The following is an 18,406-nucleotide window of genomic DNA, read 5'->3' as shown; positions in this document are numbered from 1 at the left end:
CGGCTGCGGGCCGGTCGGGGGTGCGGGGCCAGCGGGGCTAGTTCAGGATGGCGTCCACGAAGCTGTCGGCGTCGAAGGGGGCGAGGTCGTCTGCACCCTCGCCGAGGCCCACGAGCTTGACCGGCACGCCCAAGGACTTCTGGATCGCGACGACGATGCCGCCCTTGGCGGTGCCGTCCAGCTTGGTCAGCACGATGCCGGTGATGTTCACGACCTCGGCGAAGACGCGGGCCTGGTTCAGGCCGTTCTGGCCGGTGGTGGCGTCCAGAACCAGGAGCACCTCGTCCACCTCGGCCAGCTTTTCGATCACGCGCTTGACCTTGCCGAGTTCGTCCATCAGGCCGATTTTGTTCTGCAGCCGGCCGGCGGTGTCAATCATGACGACGTCGACTTCCTGGTCGATGCCGGCCTTGACCGCCTCGTAGGCGACCGACGCCGGGTCAGCGCCGTCGATGTCGGATTTGACCGTGGGGACGCCGACGCGCTGGCCCCAGGTGGCGAGCTGTTCGGCGGCGGCGGCACGGAAGGTGTCCGCTGCGCCCAGCAGCACGTCCTTGTCTTCGGCCACCAGCACCCGGGCGAGCTTCCCCACCGTGGTGGTCTTGCCGACACCGTTGACGCCCACCACCATCATCACTGCCGGCTTGTCCGCGTGCCGCTGGACGTTGAGGCTGCGGTCCATGCTGGGATCCACGAGCTTGATGAGTTCTTCGCGCAGCAGGGCCTTGACCTGCTCGGGCGAGCGGGTTCCCAGCACCCGGACGCGTTCCCGGAGGGCGTCCACCAGCTGCATCGTCGGTTCGGTGCCGAGGTCCGCGAGCAGCAGGGTCTCCTCGACTTCGTCCCAGACGTTTTCGTCGATCTTGTCTGCCGAGAGCAGGGCGAGCAGGCCCTTGCCCAGAATGTTGTTGGACTTGACCAGGCGTTCCCGCAGCCGGATCAGGCGTCCCGCGACCGGCAGCGGCGTCTCCACCGGAACGGTCTCGAGCCCGGCCACGTTGTCCGGCACCTCGACGGTGCCGAGGCCGTCGAGATCTTCGGCGCCTATGACCGTGGAGCCGCTGCGCGGGCCCGGCCGGTCCTCCAGCAGCGTGCCGCCGCCGCCCTGTACGGGGTCGTTCGCGTCACGCGTTCCCGGGTAGTTGGTGATGTTCTTCCGGGTCTTCATGAACACCGGAATCAGCGCACCGAGGACCACCAGGGCGACGATGATGGGCAGGATGATAGGGAGGATGTCGTTCACTCCCCTAGCTTCTCACAAACGCTAAAAGCCCCGGCCGACGCTTCGACGGCGGCGCTCAGACGTCGGCGCCCAGCCGCTGGCTGATCACCGTCGAGACGCCGTCGCCGCGCATGGTCACGCCGTACAGCGCGTCCGCCACCTCCATGGTGCGTTTCTGGTGGGTGATGACGATCAGCTGGCTGGACTCGCGCAGTTCCTCAAAAATGGTGATCAGGCGGCCAAGGTTGGTGTCGTCCAGGGCGGCCTCCACCTCGTCCATGACATAAAACGGCGAGGGCCGGGCTTTGAAGATCGCCACCAGCAGGGCCACCGCGGTCAGCGACCGTTCGCCGCCGGAGAGCAGGGACAGCCGTTTGATTTTCTTCCCGGCGGGGCGGGCCTCCACCTCGATACCGGTGGTGAGCATGTCCGTGGGATCGGTGAGCACCAGCCGGCCCTCACCGCCAGGGAACAGCCGGGCAAAGACCCGGACGAACTGCGCCGCGGTGTCCTCGAAGGCCTCGGCGAAGACCTTCTGCACCCGCTCGTCGACTTCCTTGATGATGTCCAGCAGGTCCTTGCGGCTGGACTTGAGGTCCTCCAGCTGGGTGCTGAGGAACTGGTGGCGCTCCTCGAGGGCGGCGAACTCCTCGAGGGCCAGCGGGTTCACCCGGCCGAGCGCGGAGAGGTCCCGTTCGGCCTTGCGGAGCCGCTTCTCCTGCTCATCCCTGACAAACGGCTTTCCTTCGACGATCTCGCGCCCGTCGTCGTCCACCGGGGCGCGGAGGGCGGCCCACTTGTCCGCCGAAGCACCCGCCGGCACCGGCACGGGCTGGTCGGGGCCAAAGTCGGCGATGAGCTGGTCCGCAGTCAGGCCGAGCTCCTCGACGCTGCGCAGTTCAAGGGCTTCGATCCGGAGGCGCTGCTGGGCCCGGGCCAGTTCGTCCCGGTGCACGGAGTCGGTCAGTTCGGCCAGTTCCCGGGCGAGGGAATCGTTGCCGGCGCGGACCTCGGCCAGCTCCCGTTCCATCTGTTCACGGCGTTCCTCGGCGCTGTCGCGTTCTTCGCGGGCCAGTTCCACGGAGATATCCAGAAAACCGACCACTTGCTCGACGGCGGCGGAGACCGCGGCGGCGCGGGCGGCCTGAATCCGGCGGCGCCGGGCCCGTTCCGCGGCTTCCTCCCGGGCGCGGCGTTCGGTGGCGGCGGCGCGTTCCAGTGAGGACGCGCGGTTGCGGACGGCGTTGAGCTGTTCCTCCGCGCTCCGCAGCGCCAGCCGGGCCTCCATCTCGGCTGCGCGGGCCCCGGACGCCGCCGCGGCGAGCGCGTCGCGGTGCTCCGGCGAGGGTTCCTCCTCGGCCGGTGCTTCCTGCGCGGCGGCCAGCCGCGTTGCGACAGTTTCCAGCGCGTCCTGCTCCCCCTGGATACCGGCCTCCGCCCTGGCCAGCGACGCGGCGAGCCGTTCGCTTTCCCCGACGGCGCTGCGCAGCACCGAGTTCAGGTGGCCGAGCCGCTCGGCGACGGCCGCGAGGCGGGCGTCGGAGTCGTGGAGTTTCTCCAGCGCGGCGTCCGCCCGCTCCTGGGCAGCAGCGCGCCGGGCTTCCGCCGCAAACAGGGCGAAGCGGTTGCGTTCCAGGTCGGCTCCCACTTCGGCGAGCCGCGCGGCGGCGTCGTCGACGGCTGCCTGGACTTCCAGCAGCGACGGCGCCGTCGCAGAGCCGCCGGTAACGGTAAGCGCGGAGAACACATCGCCCGCGCGGGTAACCGCGGTCAGGTCCGGACGGGCAGTAATCAGCCGGGCCGCCTGGTCGAGGTCGTCGACGACGACGGCGCCCCTCAGCAGCCGGTCCAGCAGCCGGTCCAGCAGGATGTCCGGGCCACCGGAGTCCCGGGCGTCCCGGGCGTCCCGGGCCGGGGCTACGAGCTCGGTGGCCCAGCGGGCCCCGGCAGGAAGTACGGCCGAGGAATCCGGCGCGTCGGCGGCAGGACCAACAGCACCGTCAGCGCCGTCAGCACCGGCCAGCAGCAGCGAGGCGCGGCCGGCGTCGTCGTCCTTCAGGAGCTGCACCGCGGCGGCCGCGGAGCCGGCGTCGCGCACGACGACGGCGTCGGAGGAGCTGCCCAGCGCGGCGGCGACGGCGGCCTCGTAACCGGGCTCCACCGCCAGCATGCCCGCCAGGGGGCCCAGCACACCGGCCAGCCCGGATCCGAGCACATGCTCGGATCCGTCCTTGCGGTTCAGGCCTAGCTGCAGGGCGTCACGCCGGGCCGCGAGGGCGCCGCGTTCCCGCTCGGCCTCCCGTTCGGCCGCCTTCAGGGCGTCGATTTCCGCCACCACAGCATCCAGGGCCTCGCTCGCGGCCTCGTATTCCGCATCCAGGGTTTCCTCGCCGTCCTCGACGCCGGCTACCTGGGACTCCAGCGCAGTGAACTCGCTCTGGGCCTGCCGCCGGCGTTCCTCGCCGGCTTTCAGCGACTCCCGCAGCCGGCCGACCTCGGCCTGCGCGGATTCGACCCGTGACCTCGCCGCCCCCACCTGGCCGGCCAGCCGGGCGAGGCCCTCGCGGCGGTCCGCGGCGGCCCGGAGCAGGGTCGCGAGGCGTTTGTCTTCGGCAGCGGCAGCGGCTTCGGCCTCCTGTTTGGCGGCGGTGGCGGTTTCCAGGGTGGCGCGGCGTTCGACCAGCTGCGCCTCCAGCCCGGCCTGCTCCGCGCGGACCCTGGCGGCCTGTTTCTCGAGCTGCTCGGGGTCCCTGCCGGCGTCCGGGACGGCGTCAGCTGCCCCGAGCAGGCGCCGGCGTTCCTCCGCCAGCGAGCCCAGCGAGCGCAGCCGTTCCCGCCCGGAGGAGAGCTGGTACCAGGTGTCCCGGGCGGCGTTCAGCTTTGGGGTGGCCTCGGCGGCGAGCTGCTCCAGCCCGGCCTGCCGCTGCCGCCCGCTTTGCAGTTCGCGTTCGACGACCGCGCGGCGCGCCTTCAGCGCCGTCTCGTCCGCGACGTCCTGCGCCAGCACCGTCTGCAGCTGCACGATGTCGTCGGCGAGCAGCCGGCAGCGGGCGTCGCGGACCTCGAACTGGACCGTCTGGGCGCGGCGGGCCACTTCGGCCTGCTTGCCCAGCGGCGTGAGCTGGCGCCGGATCTCGCCGGTAAGGTCGCTGAGCCGTGCGAGGTTGGCCTGCATGGCTTCAAGCTTGCGGACCGTTTTTTCCTTGCGGCGGCGGTGTTTGAGGATGCCTGCGGCCTCTTCAATGAAGCCGCGGCGGTCCTCCGGTGTGGCATGCAGGACTTTGTCCAGCTGCCCCTGCCCGACGATGACATGCATTTCCCGGCCCAGACCCGAATCGGAGAGCAGCTCCTGGATGTCCAGCAGCCGGCAGCTTGCCCCGTTGATGGCGTACTCGGAGCCGCCGGTACGGAACAGCGTCCGGGAGATGGTCACTTCGCTGTAGTCGATCGGCAGCACGCCGTCGCTGTTGTCGATGGTCAGCGAGACGTGGGCTCGGCCCAGCGGCGGCCGTCCCGAGGTGCCAGCGAAGATAACGTCTTCCATCTTGCCGCCGCGCAGGGTTTTGGCGCCCTGTTCGCCCATCACCCAGGACAGTGCGTCGACCACGTTGGACTTGCCCGAGCCGTTGGGTCCCACCACGGCGGTCACGCCAGGCTCGAATTCGAAGGTCGTCGCGGACGCGAACGACTTGAATCCTCGGACGGTCAGGCTCTTGAGGTGCAAGGTGTCTCTGGTCTCCTGCTTGGCGGGCTGGGCACGTGGTGAAGGACACTGCGGTGCGAACGGACGCGGTTTTTGGGGAACGGCCCCGGATACAATCTACTGCGGCGCTACGACAATTCAGCGCAAAACCCGGGAGGGCGGCCGCGTTAATGCCCCATTTTGCATATGCAGGAATGGATACGCACCGGGCATAGTTAAGCCCTTGGGCCTGTGCTTGAAGTCGCGGTAAGCCGCTGGAGCGCAGGACAGACACGAACAGAGGCTTGATTTGATAGGGAATGCAACGTTCCGGCACCACAACACCGCCCTGCTTTCGGTGAGCAGCGTCGAAGCTCCCACGATCGTGAGTTCCCGAGACTTCGACCACACGCTCGCGTCGACCCTGCGCCGCCTGAGGTTCCCGCCGAGGCTGCTTGAGCGGGTCGCCGGGATCACGCACCGGCGCTGGTGGGCCCCCGGGACGTCCTTCGACGACGCCGCCATCGAGGCGGGCGCGAAGGCCCTGGCCGAGTCCGGCATCGCTGCGGCCGACGTCGGCCTGCTGATCAACACCTCTGTGACGCGCCGCAATCTTGAGCCGTCGGTCGCGGTGAAAATCCACCACGGGCTGGGCCTGCCGTCGTCGGCGATGAACTTCGACCTGGCGAACGCCTGCCTCGGCTTCGTCAACGGCATGACCCTGGCCGCCAACATGATCGACTCCGGCCAGATCAAGTACGCCGTGATCGTCAACGGCGAGGACGCCCAGGCCACCCAGGAGGCCACCCTGGCGCGGTTACAGCGGCCGGAGACGACCCGCGAAGACTTCAACCGCGAATTCGCCACCCTCACCCTGGGCTCGGGCGCCGCGGCGGCCGTGCTTGGCCCGGCAGACCAGCACCCCGGGGCCCACCGGGTCGTGGGCGGAGTCATGCGCGCCGGCACCGAACACCACGAATTGTGCGTCGGCGGCATCGACGGCATGGCCACCGACACCAAGGGCCTGCTCGACGGCGGCCTGCAGCTGGTCGTCGACGCCTGGCAGGAAGCGCAGCCGGAGTGGGACTGGGCCGCGATGGACCGCTACGTCACGCACCAGGTAAGCAACGCCTACACCCAGGCGATCATCGACGCCATCGACCTGGACCCGGACAAGGTGCCGATCACATTCCCGCACTGGGGCAACGTCGGCCCGGCGTCCCTGCCGATGACGCTCGCGGCGGAAGCGCAGTCCTTGACCAGTGGAGACCGCGTCCTGTGCATGGGCGTCGGCTCCGGCCTGAACACCGCAATGGTGGAAATCGTTTGGTAACCGCCGACTGGCCCGGCGTCGATCCCGCCTGGTCACGTGAAATCGCCGTGCCCTCCTCGTCCGCCGTCGATGTGCCCGGCACCGTGCGCCGCTGGCACGTCCTGGACAACGGCGCCCAGCTCAGCAGCCGCGGCCTCGTCCCCGCCGGTACCCTGCTGTGCGTGCACGGCAACCCGACCTGGTCCTATCTGTGGCGGACCCTGCTGGCCGCCGGTTCGGACGCGGCCCGCCCGTGGCGGGTTGTCGCGGTTGACCAACTGGACATGGGGTTCTCCGAGCGCACCGGTGAGTTCCGCCGGCTCGCCGACCGGATCAACGATCTGGGCGACCTGACCGCAGCGCTCGAGCTGGACGGGCCGGTCGTCACTGTCGGCCACGACTGGGGCGGAGCGATCAGCCTCGGCTGGGCGCTGGCCCACCCCCAGCAGCTCGCCGGCGTCGTGCTGGCCAACACCGCCGTCCACCAGCCCGCCGGCTCCCCCATCCCGCCGGCACTGCAACTCGCCCTGCACCCCGCCGTGCACCGCTGGGGAACCACGACGTCGGACGCCTTCCTGCGAGTGACGCACGCCCTGGCACACCCGCCGCTGGCCCCGGAGGTCCGCACGGCCTTCATGGCCCCCTACCGCAGCTCCGGCCGCCGCGCCGGCGTCGGGAACTTCGTCGCCGACATCCCCGCCGATGCCTCCCACCCCAGCTTCCCGGCACTGAACCGCTTGGCCGAAGGGCTGCGCGGGCTCAGCGTCCCGGCCCTGATGCTCTGGGGCCCGAAGGACCCGATCTTTTCCGACCGGTACCTCAAGGACCTCCTCGGCCGGCTGCCGCACGCCCAGGTGCACCGCTTTGAAGGAGCCGGCCACCTGGTCGCGGAGGACCGGGACATCGCCACCCCGGTGTTCGACTGGCTCGCCGAGAACGGGCTGCCCCGCGCAGCGTCCGGGCCCAACGGCACAGCGTCCGTCGCCGCGGAACCCCTCGCCCCGGAGCCCCTCGAATCCGCGCCTGCGGACAATGCCCCGTTGTGGGCGCCGCTGACCAAACTCGCGGCCGGACCCGCCGGCGGGGACACCGCCGTCGCGGAAATGGCCGACGACGGCACCGTGGCCCGCTCGCTCAGCTGGCTGGAACTGGAACAGCGCGTCGCTGCCGTGGCGGCGGGACTGCAGGACACCGGAGTAGGCCACGGCAGCCGGGTGAGCCTGATGGTTCCGCCGGGCGTGGACCTGACCGTCGTCCTTTACGCCTGCCTGCGCCTCGGCGCCGTGGTGGTCGTCGCCGACGCCGGACTGGGCACCCGGGGCCTGAGCAGGGCCGTGAAGGGTGCCACCCCGGATTTCCTGATCGGCATCGACAAGGCGCTGGCCGCCGCCAAGGTCCTGGGCTGGGCGGCCCGGCGGATCAGTGTGGCGGAGCTGCCGGCAGCGCGCCGCCGCGTCCTCGGCGTCGAAACGTCCCTTGCCGCTCTGACCCGCACCGGTGCAGCCCGCATCGGTGCAGCCGGCGCGGGCAGCAATGACAACAGCGCGGAGCCGCGCGCGCTTCCTGCGCCGGACTCCCCCGCCGCCGTGCTCTTCACCTCAGGTTCCACCGGTCCTGCCAAGGGTGTGCTGTACACGCACCGGCAGCTGGGCGCGATGCGGGACACCCTGGCCGAGACGCTGGGGATCCGGCCGGGCGCCCGCCTGGTCGCCGGTTTCGCGCCGTTCGCCCTGCTGGGACCGGCGCTCGGCGCGGTGTCGGTGACGCCCGCCATGGACGTCACCGTGCCCCGCACCCTGACCGCCCGGGCCCTGGCCGGCGCGGCGGCCGCCATCGACGCCACCGTGGTCTTCGCGTCGCCCGCGGCGCTGCGCAATGTACTCGCCACCCGGGACAGCCTGGACCGGGCCGGCCGCGACGCCCTGGACCGTGTGGAACTGTTGCTCTCCGCCGGCGCCCCCGTCCCCGCGTCCCTGCTCGAACAGGTCCAGCAGCTCGTGCCCCGCGCCGGGCTGCACACCCCGTACGGCATGACTGAAGCCCTGCCGGTCACCGACATCAGCCTCGAGCAGATCCGGGCCGCCGAAACGGACGCAGCCGCCGGAACCGTTCCGGGCGCCGGCAACGGCGTCTGCGTGGGCCGGCCGGTGCACGGCGCCCGCGTGGCCGTCATCCCCCTCGCCGCGAACGGCACCGCAGCCGGAAATGACCCGGTCATGCAGCCGGGCGTGACCGGTGAGATCCTGGTGGCCGCCCCGCACGTGATGGAGGCGTACGACCGGCTCTGGCTCGCCCAGCGCGAGAGCGCCCGCACGCCAGGCTGGCACCGCACCGGCGACGTCGGGCACTTTGATGCCGACGGCCGGCTCTGGGTTGAAGGCCGCCTCGCGCACGTCGTGACCGGACCTGACGCCGTCGTGACCCCGGTCGGCGCCGAGCAGGCCATCGAGCGGCTGCACGGCGTCGGGCCGGCTGCCATCGTCGGCGTCGGCCCGGCCGGGACGCAGGCCGTGGTCGCCGTTGTGGAGACGGTGCCGCCCGTCCGCCGTCCCGGCCCCGCCGCCCCGGAGCTTGCAGGGCGGGTCCGGGCTGCTGCCCGCGGGGCGGGCGTCGCTGTGTCCGCCGTGCTGGCTGTACCCGCCCAGCCGACCGACATCCGGCACAACGCCAAGATCGACCGGACCCGACTGGCCCGCTGGGCATCCAAAGTGCTGGCCGGCGGCCGCCCGGGCACCCCGTGAGGGTTCTTGTCACCGGCGCCAGCGGGCTGCTGGGAGGGGAAGTGGCACGGCTGCTGGTGCGCCAGGGCCACGCCGTGACCACGTTCCAGCGCCGGCCCTCCGGCGTCGAGGGAGCCGCCGACGTCGCCGGGTCGGTGACGGATGACGTCGCCGTCCGCCGGGCCGTCGCCAGCGCCGAGGGTGTCATCCACCTGGCCGCGAAAGTCTCCTTCACCGGCCGCGCGGCCGAGTTCGACGAGGTGAACGTCGCGGGCACCCGGCTGCTGCTGCAGGCAGCGCGCGACGCCGGCGTGCGGGATCTGGTCTTCGTCTCCTCCCCGTCGGTGGCCAATTCGGGGGCCGCAATTGCCGGTCTCGGCGCCGACCCGGCGGACCCGGCCAAAGCCCACGGGGACTACTCCCGCACCAAAGCTCAAGCCGAACTGCTGGCGCTGGCCGCGGGCTCCCCGGAGTTCCGGGTCGCGGCAGTCCGGCCGCACATCGTCTGGGGCCCGGGCGACACCCAGTTAGTGGAGCGGGTGCTGGAACGCGCCGGCCGCCGCCGGCTGCCGCTGCTCGACGCCGGCGCGGCCCTGATCGACACCACGTACATCGACAACGCCGCCGCTGCCATCGCCGCCGCGCTGCACCGGATGGACCATGTCCGGGGCCGGGCGCTCGTGGTCAGCAACGGCGAACCCCGCCCGGTCGGTGAGCTGCTGGCCGGCATTTGCGCCGCCGGCGGCGTCCCGGCCCCGGCATGGTCGGTGCCGGGCAGGCTCGCCCGGGCCGCGGGGTCACTGGTGGAGAAGGCCTGGACCCGGGCGGGCAAGACAGACGAACCGCCCATGACGAGGTTCCTGGCCGAACAGCTCTCCACCGCGCACTGGTTTGACCAGCGGGAGGCGCGCCGGCTGTTGGACTGGACGCCGGCCGTGACCTTGGATGAGGGCCTGGCCAGGCTGGCGGCCTACTACCAGCGGCCGTTGCGCGGCCGCGGCTGACAGACAGGGCAGGTGTGGGCTGAGCGGTTCATGAACTGTTCGCGCTTGATCAGGCTGACGATGCCCGCCGCGGCGCAGCGCCGGCACTCCTCGCCGGTCCGGCCATAGGCGTTCAGCGAGCGTTCAAAGTAGCCTGAGGCGCCGTTGACGTTGACGTACAGCGAGTCAAAGCTGGTTCCGCCGGCGGCCAGGGCGTCGGTCATTACCTCGCGGGCGGCGTCGAGCACCCGCAGCGCCTCGGACCGGCGGAGGGTGTCGGTGGCGCGGGCGTAGTGCAGCTTCGCGAGCCAGAGCGCCTCATCCGCGTAGATGTTCCCGATCCCGGAGACCAGCCCCTGGTCCAGCAGCGCCCGTTTAAGCCCGGTCCTGCGCGCCCGGAGCCGCCGGTAAAACAGGTCGAAGGAAAAGTGCGGGTCCAGCGGGTCCCGGGCAATGTGCGAAGCTTCCTCGGCAATCAACGGCAGCGGGGTCTCGGCAAGACCGCCGGGACCGCCGTCGGCCGTGGGGATCAAGCTGGTCAGAAACAGCCCGCCGAAGATCCGCTGGTCCACGAACCGCAACTGTTCGGGCATGCCAGCAGCCGGGCTGAGCCGCAGCCGGATCTTCAGGTGCTTCTCGTCCGGAACGCCGGCGTCCTGCATCAGCAACTGGCCCGACATGCCCAGGTGCGCCATCAGCGCCACCGACGGCGGCGCCTCGCCAGCGCCGTCAGGCATAGCGGGCTCGCCCGCCGACGTGTCGGTCAGCGGCAGCCAGAGGAACTTGCCGCGCCGGACCACGTCCAGCACCCGGGCGCCCTGCAGGTTCCCGGCGAAGTCCTCGGCCCCCAGCGCGTGCCGGCGGATCGAGCGGGGATCCACGACGTCGACGCCGGTGATGGTCCGGCCGCGGACCCAGTTCACCAGGCCGCGCCGGACCACTTCCACCTCGGGCAGTTCAGGCAACGACGCGCCTAGCTTCCGCTCTGGCCGGGCGCGACGGCCGCGGCATCAGGGGCGGGGGCCGAGAGCCGGCGCCAGGCGTCGGCCGCAGCTTCCTGCTCGGCTTCCTTCTTGGAGTTCCCCGAACCGGTGCCGTAGTCGTTCCCACCGATCCGCAGTACCGCCTCGAACGTCCGCGCGTGGTCGGGCCCGGAGCCCTCCACGGCGTAGTTGATGGTGCCCAGCTGCCGGGCAGCCGCGAGCTCCTGGATGCTGGTTTTCCAGTCGGTGCCGGCACCAAGCGCTGCGGCGTCCTCGAGCAGCGGTCCGACCAGGCGCATGACCAGCTGGCGGGCGGTTTCCAGGTCGTTGGACAGGTAGGTGGCGCCGATCAGCGCCTCCATGGTGTCCGCCAGGATGGAGGCTTTGTTCTTGCCCTGGGTGAGCTTTTCGCCCTGGCCGAGGTAGATGTACTCCCCCAGCCCGATGCTGCGGCCGATGCCGGCCAGCGCCCGGGTGCTGACGACGGCGGAACGGCGCTTGGCCAGGTCACCTTCGGGCAGGTCCGGGTTGTCGCGGTACAACGCGTCGGTGACGGAGAACCCGAGGATGGAGTCACCCAGGAACTCAAGGCGTTCGTTGGTGGGGATGCCGCCGTTTTCGTAGGCGTAGGAACGGTGGGTCAGAGCAAGACGAAGCGTCCCGGCGTCAATTGAGACACCGAGACGCTTCAGAAGCTCTTCAGTTGAAGACATCTTGTCAGCCTGTTGGCGGATTAGACGTCTGCGACCTTGCGGCCCTTGTACTCAAGGAACAGCGCGGTGCCAGCCGAGTCGGTAACGACCTTTGCCTGGTGCGGCAGGCTGTAAACAACCTGGCCGTTTTCCACGGTCTTCACCAGGTGGGGGGCGGTTGCCTTCCACTGGGAGCGGCGGGCGCGGGTATTCGAGCGAGACATTTTCCGCTTGGGAACAGCCACGGCTAACTCATTTCTCTCTAGTCCAACACTTACAAATCAGTTTTGCCGGTCAGGCTTAGCCAGGTCGGCTAGGGCAGCCCAGCGAGGATCAACGACCTCGTGGTGGTGCCCCGGCTCGTCTTCCAGGCGCACTCCGCATTCGGAGCAAAGGCCTTGGCAGTCTTCCCGGCACACCGGCTGGAACGGCAGCATAGTGACAACTGCGTCCCGCAACACCGGCTCAAGATCGATCAGATCGTGCTCGACTCGACGTTGCTCTTCTTCATCTTCTTCATCCGCGAATTCAGCATCCTCGTAGAAGAAAAGTTCTTGCACATTGACCTCAAGGTCATACGCAAGGGGATCCAGGCATCGACCGCATTCGCCCGTTACTTCGACGTTCGCGGTACCTGATACCAAAATTCCTTCGTGTACGGCCTCAAGCCGCAGATCCAGCTCGACATCCGAGCCTTCCTGCACGCCAATGAGTGCCACACCAAGGTCACTTGGTGCGGGTACATGTTCCGTCAGTGTCCGCATGCTTCCCGGACTGCGTCCGAGGTCCTTGACGTCGAACGCCAGGGGCGAACTAGCATCTCGTTTAATGAGAACTCCTGTTGAACATATGACCGACGTACCATCTTAGCCTGAACTTCCGGGCGGACTCAAACCGGACGGCAGCGCTTCGGCCCCGCCAAACCGGCCCGGTAGGCCGCGCATCCGGCAGCAGGCCGCCGAGTACCGATCAAGCTTACCCTCTACGACCCGGATCCTGCGGCGGCTCGCCGGAGCCCAGCCTCCTCAGCACCGACTTCGGCACAAAGTCGGAGACGTCGCCGCCCAGGGTGTAGACCTCCTTGATCAACGTGGAAGACAGGTGCAGGTAGTGGCCCTCGGCAGGAATGAACACGGTCTCGACGCCGGTCAGCTGCCGGTTCATGGTGGCCATCGGCAGCTCGTAGTCAAAGTCCGAGGAGGACCGCAGGCCCTTCACGATGGCTGAGGCTCCGCGTTTGCGGCAGTACTCGGCCAGCAGCCCCTCCCCCACGGGTTCAACCACGATGCCCCGCAACGAAGCCAAGGTTTCGCGGGCCATGTCGAGGCGCTCCTGAAGGTCGAAGCGGTACTTCTTGGCGTAGTTGGTGGACACCGCCACGATGACCTCATCGAAAAGGCTCGCGGCGCGGGCGATGACTTCCAGATGGCCGTTGTGAATGGGGTCAAAGGAGCCAGGGCATACCGCGCGTCTCATCCCTCGAACCTACCCCATAGCTCCTTGTGGGCCGGGATAGCATGGCGGAATGTCAGCACCTAAGAATTCCGTAACCGAGCCGGTCGAACCGTTTACTGTTGCCGGCGGAGTCGTCCTCGTCACCGGCGCCGCCATGGGCATGGGACGGCTCTACGCCCTCCGCGCAGCCCGGGAGGGCGCCGCCGTCCTTATTCTCTGGGACGTCGACGCCGACGGCCTGGCCCGGACCGCCCGCGAGGTGTCCGACCTGGGCGCGCGGGCCGTCGTCCGCAAGGTGGACCTGGCCAGCCGTAAAGCGATCGCAGAGGCGGCGCAGGAGGCGGCGTCCGAGGGTCCGCTGACCCTGCTGGTGAACAACGCGGGAATCGTGCGCGGCGCCCTGTTCTGGGACCACGATCCGGCCCGCGACATCGCCCTCACCATGGACATCAACGCCCTGGCCCCGATGTACGTCGCCCACGCGTTCCTGCCGGCCATGATGTCCGACGGCGGGCGGCCGCGCCGGATCCTGAACATCGCCTCCGCCGCCGGTACCGTGTCGAACCCGCGGATGAGCGTGTACGCGGCCTCCAAGTGGGCGGTGATCGGCTGGAGCGACTCGCTGCGGCTCGAACTTGAACAGCAGGGCTACGACCACCTGAAGGTGACGACGTTCTGCCCCAGCTACATTTCCACCGGCATGTTCGAAGGCGCCCGGGGTCCGCTGTTCACGCCGCTGATGACCCCCGACGACGCCGTCGACCGCGCCTGGCGGGCCACCGTGGCCGGCCAGCCGCAGCTGATCGCCCCGGCGACAGCGCAGCTGGGGAAGGTGTTGCGCGGCCTGCTGCCGGTCCGCGCCTGGGACTTCGTGGGCGGGAAGATCTTCGGCATCTACACCACCATGGACAAGTTCACCGGCCGCGGTGCGGGCGCGGGCGGAAGTGCCGCCGCAACGGCGGGCGGAACCGCCGGCGCAAGCGCAGGCGAGGCAGGCGCGCAGTGAGTTCGCACCCTCTGCCTCCCTGGCAGCGAGCGGCTACCGGCGCGAATCTGCTCTCCCCCGGCGGGAACCTGGGTGTCACGATCTTCGAGGAAATGACCACGCTGGCGCTGGCCACCGGCGCCATCAACCTGGGCCAGGGCTTCCCCGACGAGGACGGCCCGGCCGAGATCAAGGACGCCGCGCAGGCCGCGATCGCCGCCGGCGCGAACCAGTACGCCCCCGGCAAAGGCATCCTGGAGCTGCGGGAAGCCATTTCGCTCCACCAGGAGCGCTTTTACGGACTGACCCCGGATCCGCAGACCGAGATCATCGTGACCACCGGCGCCACTGAGGCCATCGCGGCCGCGCTGCTCGCCCTGGTGGGCCCCGGCGACGAGGTCCTCACGTTCGAACCGTTTTACGACTCCTACGGTGCCATCATCGGGCTCTCCGGTGCCCGGCATGTCACCGCGCCGCTGCTGGCCCCGGATTTCATGCCGGACCTCGACGCCCTGGCCGCGGCCTTCAGCGACCGCACCAAGGTGGTGCTGATCAACAATCCGCACAACCCCACCGGCGCCGTGTTCCCTCGCGAGGTGCTGGAGCGCGTCGTCGAGCTCGCGGCCCAGCACGACGCCGTCATCCTCACCGATGAGGTGTACGAGCACCTCACCTTCGACGTCGCGCACCTGCCGATCGCGACGCTCCCCGGCGCCGCCGAACGCACGCTGACCATCTCCTCGGCCGGCAAGACTTTCTCCTTCACCGGCTGGAAGATCGGCTGGCTCAGCGGCCCCGAGCACCTCGTCGCCGCGGCCCGGACGGTCAAGCAGTTCCTGAGCTACAGTTCCGGAACCCCGTTCCAAAGCGCCATTGCGGTGGGCCTGGGCCTGCCGGACGAGTTCTACACCGGGATCGCCGACACGCTGCGGCTCAAACGGGACATCCTCAGCGAGGGGCTGCGCGCGGCAGGCCTGGAGGTCTTCACCCCGCAAGGAACCTACTTCGTGAACGTCGACACCGCGCCGCTCGGGATCTCCGACGCGGTGGACCTGGCGCGCCGGCTGCCGGAACTGGTGGGCGTCGCCGCCATTCCGGTGCCGGTTTTCTGCCACCCCGAGGGAGCCGAACGGACCCGCAGCCTGCTGCGCTTCGCATTCTGCAAGAAGACCTATGTGCTGGAGGAAGCCGCGGAACGGCTCTCCACCCTCCAGGACCGGCTGTGAGCGCTGACAGCATTCCTGCCGCTACACGTTTCCTGCGGACCACCGGACAGCACGCCGCAATCGAGCCGGATGAGTTCACCGAGGGCGGGTACGTGCTCAGCATCGGCGGAGCCGAGCAGTCGCACGTCGACCTGGCCGACCCGAGTGACATCTTCTACGAGTACCTCCGCCGGATCGGCCACGTGGTGGACCTTGCCGCGCCCTGGGCCGAGCCGATCACCGCGCTGCACCTGGGCGCCGGTGCCCTCACCCTGGCGCGCTACATCCAGGCCACCCGGCCCGGATCCGTGCAGTACGCCGTGGAGCTGGAGCGGGAACTGCTGGACTTCGTGCTGCAACAGCTCCCGCTACCGGAAGGAACCGAACTGCATCCCGTGATCGGCGACGCCCGGGAATCGCTGGCGGCCCTGCCCGCCGGGCTGCGCTTCGACGTCGTAATCCTGGACATCTTCTCCGGCCCCGAGGCACCGGAGCATCTCGCCTGCACTGAGTTTTACCGGGAAGCGGCGGCACGGCTGACACCGCGCGGTGTGCTGGTCATCAATGTCGGCGACGAACCCGGCCTGACCCTGGTCCGCAGCCAGGTGGCTGCTCTGCGCCGGGCGATGGCGGATGTGGCTGCCTTCGCCGAGACCGGTATGTTCACCGGCCGCTATCCGGGCAACTTCATTCTGACCGGCACGCAGGGCCCGTGGCCGGAGGCGTGGACTGCGGCGCTGACCGCCCGCGGCCCGCACCCGGCCAAGGTCCTCTCCGGGGTAGCGCTGGACGTACTTTCGGACTAGCGGCGGAGCGCCGAGCCGTGGCCGCCATCGGCGGCCAGGCCGCCTTGGCCGCCCTGCTCAGTTGAAAGCGATCTTCCGCAGCAGGACCCGGAGTTGGTTCCGTTCGGAGCCGTCGAGCTGGGCGAGGGAGGTGTCTTCGGCGGCCCGGACGGCTTCCGCGGCACGTTGGTGCAACTTCATGCCGGCGTCTGTGGGCCGGATGATCTTGGAACGCCGGTCGCGGGGATCAGGCACCCGTCGCACCAGCCCGCGCTCCTCCAGGGCGTCAACCAGGGCCACAATCTGGCTCGGGTCCAGGCGCAGGAAATCGGCGAGCTCACGCTGCGAGGGCTCTGAACCGCTGCACGCCATGGCCAGGACCGAGTACGAACGGACCTTCAGGTCCAGCGCGGCCAGCAAGGCGTTGGCGTGGCCGCTGCCGAGGGCCCGCGCGCGCGCCGCGAGGAACTCTATTTCGTTGGCAAGGTCGGTGGTGAGAAAACGGTCCGGAGCGGCCGCTACCGTCTCCGCCCAGAGGTCTTGGTCATGCTGAGTCGGTTCCGCCACAGGTCCTCGCGCCTTCTCCTAAATGCCAAGAACGCTTGGCGGCTTCAACGATACCGCCGGCATCGGCAGCCTCTAACCCTCAGCCCCCAAATTATCATTGACAATGTCAATTATGTGAGTTGTCATTTACATAGCTTCGGTGTTGGCCCGAGGCGCCGCCCGGGCTCGCTCCCGGGCGCCACCCCGTCCAGCTACATCTAATAACTCACCCCAAGGAAGTGGACGTTATGAAGAGACTCACCTTTGCCGCCGTCGGAGCCGCCGCGGCCTTGCTGCTTACCGGCTGCGGCGGTGGGTCCCCGTCAGGGTCCACCTCGAGCACCGCGGCCGCGGGCGGCGACGGCGTGCGCAACATCAGCGTGGGCGTGATCTCGATTGCACCGTCAGCGGCCGTGCAGCTGGGGATTGACGAGGGGATTTTCGAGAAGCACAAGCTGAAAGTCGAGTTGCAGAGCGGGCAGGGCGGCGCGGCAATGCTCCCGGCAGTCTCCACCGGCACCATGAACTTCTCCGTCGGAAATCCTCTCTCCGTGCTGCTGGCCAAGAACAAGGGCCTGGACATGAAGATCGTGTCCGGGTACTCCAACTCCCTGCCCACCGGCGATGACATCAACGGCGTCGTCGCCAAGGCGAACTCCGGGATCACCTCGGCCAAAGACCTTGCGGGCAAGAAAGTCGCCGTCAACACCATCAACGCCCAGGGCGACCTGACCATCAAGGAAGTCGTATCCCAGCAGGGCGGCGATCCGAACGCGGTCAAGTTCCTCGAGCTGCCGTTCCAGGACATGGGCGCCCAGTTGGCCCAGGGAAACGCGGACGCGGTCTGGGTTCCGGAGCCCTTCCTCTCAAAGCTGCTCTCCGAAGGGAACAAGCTGGTGACCTACAACAACCAGGCTGCGATTCCTGGCCTGCCCACCCTCGTTACCTTCACCAGCGGCAACTACGCCCAGCAGAACCCGCAGGTGGTTTCTGACTTCAAGGCGGCCATGACGGAGACCCTTACCCTGGCGCAGAACAACCCCGACAAGGTTCGGGCGCTGCTGCCGGCGTTCATGAAGATGCCGGAGGCGGTGGCAAAGAACCTGCGGCTGGAGGCGTTCAACGGCCAGATCGATGAACCGACCCTGAACAAGCTCGGCGACCTGATGACCAAGTACGGGCTGGTGCCCTCCAAGCCTGACGTGGCCGGCACGATCCTGAAGTAGCGGCTACGCGGATTCGGGGCCCGGCTCTGCAAACCAGAGCCGGGTTTCGCCGTACTTCTTCTCGGCGAACCGTTCCAGTCCCTCGGGCCAGGAGGGCTCCGGGGTGCGGGCGGAGCGTTCCACCACCACGACGGCGCCCTCGTTCAGGTGCGGCAGCAGCTTGGTGAGCACGGCCCCCAGCGCCACCTCGTCCAGCGGATAGGGCGGGTCCAGGAACACCAGGTCCCAGCGGGTTCCTTCTGCGGTCCGGTCCAGGAACGATTCGACCTTGGAACGGTGCACCGAGACGATCTTGTGGCGTGCCACCGTGTTCACCAGGTCCGCATTGCGCTGGCAGATCTCGCTGGCCTTGGGCGCGAACTCCACCAGGTCCACGCTCAGCGCCCCGCGGCTGGCGCTTTCCACGCCGAGGGAACCCGAGCCGGCGTAGAGATCCAGCACCCGGGCGTCGGCGATAACCTCGAAGGCGTCCAGCCGTGAGAAGAGCGCCTCTTTGACCCGGTCCGTGGTGGGCCGGGTCAAAGATCCGGGGACGCTGGCCAGGGTCGTGCCGCCCGCCGTACCGGCAATGATCCGGCTCATAATGCAGTCCGTTCCGCCGGTGCAGTCC

Annotated in this window: 16 protein-coding genes; 7 read left to right on the top strand and 9 right to left on the bottom strand. The window is 69.3% G+C overall.

Annotation, left to right across the window (positions count from 1 at the left end; all coding sequences use genetic code 11):
• Nucleotides 1-37: 37 nt before the first annotated feature.
• Together ftsY and smc are read right to left on the bottom strand one after the other, a co-directional pair.
• Complete coding sequence (gene ftsY / locus QFZ61_RS10040; RefSeq protein ID WP_307035621.1) at nucleotides 38-1,243, bottom strand: signal recognition particle-docking protein FtsY; 1,206 nt, start codon at nucleotides 1,241-1,243, stop codon at nucleotides 38-40.
• A gap of 55 nt (nucleotides 1,244-1,298) precedes the next feature.
• The gene (gene smc / locus QFZ61_RS10035; RefSeq protein ID WP_307035619.1) at nucleotides 1,299-4,946 is read right to left on the bottom strand and encodes a chromosome segregation protein SMC; all 3,648 of its coding nucleotides are present in this window, start codon (nucleotides 4,944-4,946) and stop codon (nucleotides 1,299-1,301) included.
• Between the two features lie 268 nt (nucleotides 4,947-5,214).
• Between smc and QFZ61_RS10030 the strand changes: the two genes are divergently transcribed.
• Genes QFZ61_RS10030 through QFZ61_RS10020 form a run of 3 tightly spaced genes read left to right on the top strand, consistent with a single transcriptional unit; the run spans nucleotide 5,215 to nucleotide 9,940 of the window.
• Complete coding sequence (locus QFZ61_RS10030) at nucleotides 5,215-6,237, top strand: 3-oxoacyl-ACP synthase III (protein WP_307035617.1); 1,023 nt, start codon at nucleotides 5,215-5,217, stop codon at nucleotides 6,235-6,237.
• Nucleotides 6,231-8,957: an alpha/beta fold hydrolase gene (locus QFZ61_RS10025; protein WP_307035615.1), complete on the top strand. Its 2,727-nt coding sequence runs from the start codon at nucleotides 6,231-6,233 to the stop codon at nucleotides 8,955-8,957. Before QFZ61_RS10030 ends, QFZ61_RS10025 begins: the two co-directional genes overlap by 7 nt.
• Nucleotides 8,954-9,940 carry an NAD(P)-dependent oxidoreductase gene (locus QFZ61_RS10020; RefSeq protein ID WP_307035613.1) on the top strand — a complete coding sequence of 329 codons (987 nt, stop codon included), beginning with the start codon at nucleotides 8,954-8,956 and terminating at the stop codon, nucleotides 9,938-9,940. Before QFZ61_RS10025 ends, QFZ61_RS10020 begins: the two co-directional genes overlap by 4 nt.
• On the opposite strand, the gene mutM is transcribed toward QFZ61_RS10020, so the two are convergent.
• The 5 genes from mutM to coaD all read right to left on the bottom strand — a co-directional run bounded on the left by mutM (nucleotide 9,910) and on the right by coaD (nucleotide 13,070).
• Nucleotides 9,910-10,884 (bottom strand): bifunctional DNA-formamidopyrimidine glycosylase/DNA-(apurinic or apyrimidinic site) lyase, encoded by a 975-nt coding sequence (gene mutM / locus QFZ61_RS10015; RefSeq protein ID WP_307035611.1) that lies wholly within the window; start codon nucleotides 10,882-10,884, stop codon nucleotides 9,910-9,912. The two genes, QFZ61_RS10020 and mutM, sit on opposite strands and share 31 nt — an antisense overlap.
• A gap of 8 nt (nucleotides 10,885-10,892) precedes the next feature.
• Nucleotides 10,893-11,615 (bottom strand): ribonuclease III, encoded by a 723-nt coding sequence (gene rnc, locus QFZ61_RS10010; RefSeq protein WP_307035608.1) that lies wholly within the window; start codon nucleotides 11,613-11,615, stop codon nucleotides 10,893-10,895.
• A gap of 20 nt (nucleotides 11,616-11,635) precedes the next feature.
• The gene (gene rpmF / locus QFZ61_RS10005) at nucleotides 11,636-11,839 is read right to left on the bottom strand and encodes a 50S ribosomal protein L32 (RefSeq protein WP_056738282.1); all 204 of its coding nucleotides are present in this window, start codon (nucleotides 11,837-11,839) and stop codon (nucleotides 11,636-11,638) included.
• A 36-nt stretch (nucleotides 11,840-11,875) separates the two neighbouring features.
• Entirely contained in the window at nucleotides 11,876-12,400 is a 525-nt protein-coding gene (locus QFZ61_RS10000) for a DUF177 domain-containing protein (protein ID WP_307038116.1), read from the bottom strand.
• 169 nt (nucleotides 12,401-12,569) lie between these two features.
• Nucleotides 12,570-13,070 (bottom strand): pantetheine-phosphate adenylyltransferase, encoded by a 501-nt coding sequence (gene coaD, locus QFZ61_RS09995; protein ID WP_307035604.1) that lies wholly within the window; start codon nucleotides 13,068-13,070, stop codon nucleotides 12,570-12,572.
• A gap of 49 nt (nucleotides 13,071-13,119) precedes the next feature.
• Between coaD and QFZ61_RS09990 the strand changes: the two genes are divergently transcribed.
• From QFZ61_RS09990 to QFZ61_RS09980, 3 genes are read left to right on the top strand one after another with little or no spacing between them, the layout of a single operon-like run.
• Entirely contained in the window at nucleotides 13,120-14,055 is a 936-nt protein-coding gene (locus QFZ61_RS09990; RefSeq protein WP_307035603.1) for an SDR family NAD(P)-dependent oxidoreductase, read from the top strand.
• Nucleotides 14,052-15,260, top strand: a complete 1,209-nt coding sequence (locus QFZ61_RS09985; RefSeq protein ID WP_307035601.1) for an aminotransferase class I/II-fold pyridoxal phosphate-dependent enzyme — start codon at nucleotides 14,052-14,054, stop codon at nucleotides 15,258-15,260. The genes QFZ61_RS09990 and QFZ61_RS09985 overlap by 4 nt, the downstream gene beginning before the upstream one ends.
• The gene (locus QFZ61_RS09980; RefSeq protein WP_307035599.1) at nucleotides 15,257-16,045 is read left to right on the top strand and encodes a spermidine synthase; all 789 of its coding nucleotides are present in this window, start codon (nucleotides 15,257-15,259) and stop codon (nucleotides 16,043-16,045) included. Before QFZ61_RS09985 ends, QFZ61_RS09980 begins: the two co-directional genes overlap by 4 nt.
• Nucleotides 16,046-16,102: 57 nt before the next feature.
• Here the strand turns inward: QFZ61_RS09980 and QFZ61_RS09975 are convergent, their stop codons facing one another.
• A complete protein-coding gene (locus QFZ61_RS09975; protein ID WP_307035597.1) occupies nucleotides 16,103-16,591 on the bottom strand; it encodes a MarR family winged helix-turn-helix transcriptional regulator in 489 nt (162 codons plus the stop codon).
• A gap of 227 nt (nucleotides 16,592-16,818) precedes the next feature.
• Between QFZ61_RS09975 and QFZ61_RS09970 the strand changes: the two genes are divergently transcribed.
• Nucleotides 16,819-17,796, top strand: a complete 978-nt coding sequence (locus QFZ61_RS09970; RefSeq protein ID WP_307035595.1) for an ABC transporter substrate-binding protein — start codon at nucleotides 16,819-16,821, stop codon at nucleotides 17,794-17,796.
• A 3-nt stretch (nucleotides 17,797-17,799) separates the two neighbouring features.
• On the opposite strand, the gene rsmD is transcribed toward QFZ61_RS09970, so the two are convergent.
• Nucleotides 17,800-18,378, bottom strand: coding sequence for a 16S rRNA (guanine(966)-N(2))-methyltransferase RsmD (gene rsmD, locus QFZ61_RS09965; RefSeq protein WP_307035594.1), 579 nt, complete (start codon nucleotides 18,376-18,378; stop codon nucleotides 17,800-17,802).
• Between the last annotated feature and the right edge of the window lie 28 nt (nucleotides 18,379-18,406).

The sequence above is a fragment of the Arthrobacter sp. B3I4 genome, from assembly GCF_030816855.1.
Classification (GTDB): Bacteria; Actinomycetota; Actinomycetes; order Actinomycetales; family Micrococcaceae; genus Arthrobacter.
The sequence above is the reverse complement of the archived record's forward strand: the minus strand, read 5'-3'. Positions and strand labels throughout refer to the sequence as shown.